At 73.2% G+C, this 4,298-nt stretch carries 3 protein-coding genes and 1 pseudogene; 1 reads left to right on the top strand and 3 read right to left on the bottom strand.

Going from position 1 to position 4,298, the window contains the following annotated elements; translation table 11 throughout:
- Nucleotides 1-1,185: pseudogene (locus EYA84_RS27590) on the top strand (hypothetical protein); the annotation flags it as partial.
- Between the two features lie 36 nt (nt 1,186-1,221).
- On the opposite strand, the gene EYA84_RS27585 reads toward EYA84_RS27590, so the two are convergent.
- The 3 genes from EYA84_RS27585 to EYA84_RS27575 all read right to left on the bottom strand — a co-directional run.
- The gene (locus EYA84_RS27585; RefSeq protein ID WP_131056744.1) at nt 1,222-2,547 is read right to left on the bottom strand and encodes an NAD(P)/FAD-dependent oxidoreductase; all 1,326 of its coding nucleotides are present in this window, start codon (nt 2,545-2,547) and stop codon (nt 1,222-1,224) included.
- A 154-nt stretch (nt 2,548-2,701) separates the two neighbouring features.
- Nucleotides 2,702-3,256: a hypothetical protein gene (locus EYA84_RS27580; protein WP_131056743.1), complete on the bottom strand. Its 555-nt coding sequence runs from the start codon at nt 3,254-3,256 to the stop codon at nt 2,702-2,704.
- A partial coding sequence (locus EYA84_RS27575) for a DUF58 domain-containing protein (protein WP_131056741.1) occupies nt 3,253-4,298 on the bottom strand: 1,046 nt, incomplete at its 5' end. The genes EYA84_RS27580 and EYA84_RS27575, both read right to left, overlap by 4 nt.

The raw sequence follows: 4,298 nt of genomic DNA, 5'->3' as shown, positions 1-4,298 counted from the left end.
CCGGACCGGCGGCGGCTGGTGACCTCCGCCGTGGGGCTCGCCGCCGTGGTCTGCGGCCAGGTGTTCGTCGGCGAGGAGGTGCTCTTCCTCGCCGCCGTCACCCTGCTGGTGATGGCCGCGACCATGGCGGTCGTGGACCGGGACCTGACCCGCCGCGCGCTGCCCGCCTTCGTCGGCGGGATGGCGCTCGCCACCGGGCTGGCCCTGCTGGTGCTCGCCCGGCCGCTGTGGCTCCAGTTCGCCGGGCCGCTCGGCGTCGCCGACGGCATGTTCAGCCCGCACTACTTCTCGGCCGACCTGCGCAGCTGGTGGGCCGTCTCGCCGCTGACCCTGCTCGGTGACGAACGCTCGGCCGCGCTGACCACCGGGCCGGCGGAGTACAACACCTTCCTGGGCTGGCCCCTGCTGGTGGTCACCGCGGGGTGTGCGCTCTGGCTGCGGCGGCGCCCGCTGGCGCTGGCCTGCCTCGCCGGCATCCTGGTGATGGGGACACTCTCGCTCGGCCCCGAGGTGGTCCACCGGGGCGAGGGCACCGGCCTTCCCGGACCGTACGCGCTGCTGGCCGGGCTGCCGGTGGTGGACGGTGCGTTGCCGATGCGCTTCGCCCTGGCGGTGCCGCCGCTGGCGGCGACGATCCTGGTGCTCGCGCTGGACCGGGCGCTGCGCGCGGGCCGGCGCGCCCGACGACTGGCGCTGGTGACGGCCGGTGTGGTGCTCCTGCCACTGGTGCCGACGCCGCTGCCCACCGCCGCGCGCACGCCGGTGCCCGAGTTCGTCACCGCCGGGCACTGGCGGACCTGCGTCGAACCGGGCGGGGTGCTGATGCCGGTGCCGTTGGCGACGCCGAAGGACCCCTGGCCGATGCGGTGGTCGACGGCCGCCGACGCCGCCTTCGGCATGCCGGAGGGGTTCTTCATCGGCCCGCACGGCCGGGGCGGCAGCGCCGCGATGGGAGTGGCCCCACGGCCCACCTCCACGCTGCTCGCCGAGGTGGCCCGGAGCGGTCTACGGCCGGTGGTCGGTGCGAACCAGCGCCGCCGGGCCGCCGAGGACGTGCGGCACTGGGGTGTCTCCTGCGTCGTGCTGGCGGTCGCCACGGCGCACGCGGACAGCCTGCGGCTGACCCTGGAGGCGCTCTACGGGCCGTCCAGCCGGGTGGCCGACGCCTGGATCTGGCGGGTCTGAGCCCGCGCGGCCGGTGGGCCGCGCGGGCTCGGACCACTACGCCTTGGAGCCCGGGTAGGACGCCTCGGCGAACTCCTCGCGCGGGTCGTGCAACTGACCGAGGGCGACCACCTCACGCTTGAGGAAGAACGCCAACGTCCAGTCGACCACCACCCGGACCTTGCGGTTGAACGAGGGGATCCGGCTCATGTGGTACGTCCGGTGCATGAACCACGCCGGCCAGCCGGTCATCTTGATGCCGTAGACCTGGGCCACGCCCTTGTGCAGGCCGAGGCTCGCCACGCTGCCGGCGTGCTTGTGCTTGTAGTCGACCGGCTGCTCGCCACGGACCACGGCGACGATGTTGTCGGCCATCCGCTGGGCCTGGCGTACCGCGTGCTGGGCGCTGGGCGAGCAGAAGTTGCCCGGCGGCTTGGTCAGGTCCGGTACGGCGGCGCAGTCACCGGCGCTCCAGGCGCCATCGAGGACCCGGTCCCCGTCGACCACCTGGAGGGTGGGTCGGCAGGTGACCCGACGCCGCTCGTCGCGGGGGAAGTCGGTGGCGTCCAGCATCGGTGCCGGCTTCACGCCCGCCGTCCACACGATGGTGTCCGAGGGGAAGCTGTCCCCGTCGGAGAGCGTGACCACCCCGTCGACGCAGGACTCCAGGCGGGTGTCCAGCCGGATGTCCATGTCCCGCTTCAGCAACTGCTGCACGGTGTAGGCACCCATGTCCCGGTCGACCTCGGGAAGCACCCGTTGGGTGGCCTCAACCAGCACCCACCGCATGTCCGACGCCGTCAGCTCCGGGTAGTACTTCAGCGCGTGCCGGGCCATGTCCTCCATCTCGGCGAGCGCCTCGATGCCGGCGTACCCGCCACCGACGAAGACGAAGGTGAGGGCGCGGCGCCGTACCTCCGGGTCGGTCGTCGCGGCCGCCACGTCCAACTGCTCCAACACGTGGTTGCGCAGATAGATGGCCTCACCGATGGTCTTGAACCCGATGCCGTGCTCGTGCAGGCCCGGGATGGGCAGGGTCCGGGAGACCGAACCCGGTGCGACCACGACGTGGTCGTACGCGATCTCGCGCGGCGGGCCGATGATCGGCTGCACGGTGGCGGTCTTGCGGTCGTGCTCGATACGGGTCACCGCACCGGCCACCACCGTGCACTTGCGCAACTCGCGACGCAGCGGCACCACGGAGTGCCGCGGAGAGATGTTCCCTCCCGACGCCTCGGGGAGGAACGGCTGGTAGGTCATGTGCGGCTGCGGGTCGACGACGATGACCTCGGCCTCACGAGAGCTGAGCTTCTTCGACAGGCGCAGGGCCGCGTAGAGCCCGACGTGCCCGGCACCCACCACAAGGATCCGCTTCGGATTCACACTTACATCTTTCCCGCGCCAGCCCCGGTAACCCCGCTCGCGGCACCCTTCTGTGACCGAGCACAACCTGAGTGTGACCCGCGCTACCGCAGGGACGAAACCGGACGTATCACTGCGGCCCCGCAAGCCCCGGCGGCCCCGGCAGAACCGCCGTTCACCTGCGTCGCAGCAGCCAGGCCAGCATCGCGGTCAACCCGGTGACCACCAGCAGACCGGCGATGGTGACGGGAATCCGGCCGGTGCCGTCGCCGCCGACCCGGGCCAATTCGACGAGCAGCACCCCGAGGACCGACGTGGCGAGCACCACTACGCCCGCCCGTGTGAGCCAACGCACGATCAGGTCCGGGTCCACCGCGGCGTCGTACGGCAGCAGCGCCGCCAGGGCGGTCACCGTGTGCGCGAGGTAGAGCAGCGCCGCCACGGTCAGCAGCCGCCACAACGCGATCGGTCGCTCGTGCAGGTCGGTGGCGAGCACCCAGCCGGCGACCGTGACCAGCGCGGCGAAGCTCGGCCAGAACCGGTGCGGCGAGAGCGCGGGCGCCACCGCGACCACGGCCAACGCACCGAGCGTCGGCCCCTGGAGCATCTGGACGGGGTACGACAGCAGCAGTCCGGCGAAGGTGACGAGGAAGACGCCGAGACGCACCAGGACGGGGGCCAGGGTGATCCGGACGGCCGCCGTTCGTACCGCCTTGAGCCGTGCGATCACCGGCCACCCACCCGGGGTGCGGTGGCCAGCCGGGCCACGTCCCGCAGCACCTGGTCGAGGCTGCCCGCACCCGCCCAGGGCACCACCGGCACCCCGTGCTCGCGAAGCTGGGCGATCATCGTGTCCCGGTCCAGCCGCCACAGCCGGTACGCCACCTCGGCCCAGCCCCGGTCGGTCGGCGGGGTGAGGTCGGACGGCAGGGTGTCCACCGCGACCACGAACCGGCCCGAGCGGGCCAGCCGGGCCAGCATCTGCGCCGACCGCTCCTCCAGCAGCGGCGTGAGCACCACCACCAGTGCGTCGGCGGAGAGCACCTGCGGCCCGAACACCTGGTCGTAGGGCTCGTGCGGAGAGGACTGCGCCTTCACGTCCAGCAGCCACTCCAGGACCGTCAGGTACTGGCGGCGTCCGGTGGCCGGACGCAGGCGCCGGGCGCTCGGGCCGTACTCCAGCAACGCCACCCGGTCGCCCCGGTGCAGGTAGTGCTCGGCGATGGCGGCGGCGGCCCGCACCGTGGTGTCCAGCACCGAGGCGGTGCCGGCGACCCCGCCGGAACGTCCCGCCTCGGCGAGCACGTCGAGCAGCACGACCACCTCGGCGTCCCGGTCGGAGAGGGTGGACGCCACGTGCAGTTGCCGGGCCCGCAGCGACACCCGCCAGTCGATGCGACGCAGCCGGTCACCGGGGGCGAACACACGGACACCGGCCAGCTCGCCGCCCTCGCCGGGCCGGCGCGAATGGTGCGCGCCGACCAGGCCTGCGGCCCGGGGCATCGCCTCGACGGCGTCGAACGGCTCGGTCTTCGGGTACACCCTGGACCTGATCGGCTCGGCGTACACCGCGCGGGACGTCAGCAGACCCTGCCCGGCGGCGACCCGGGCACCGGCCGGCCCGATCCGGTGCCGCCCCCACCGCAGCGCGGTGCCGGAGAGTTCCAGGTCGACTGCGGTGTCCGGGCTGACCGAGGTGACGAAGGGCCGGTCGGTCGGCGAGGCGCGGCGGCCGGTGGGCGCGCGGTCTCTTATACACAGCTGCCGCTGCC

Origin of the sequence: Verrucosispora sp. SN26_14.1 (assembly GCF_004307965.1) — a bacterium.
Taxonomy (GTDB): Bacteria; Actinomycetota; Actinomycetes; order Mycobacteriales; family Micromonosporaceae; genus Micromonospora.
The sequence above is the reverse complement of the archived record's forward strand: the minus strand, read 5'-3'. Positions and strand labels throughout refer to the sequence as shown.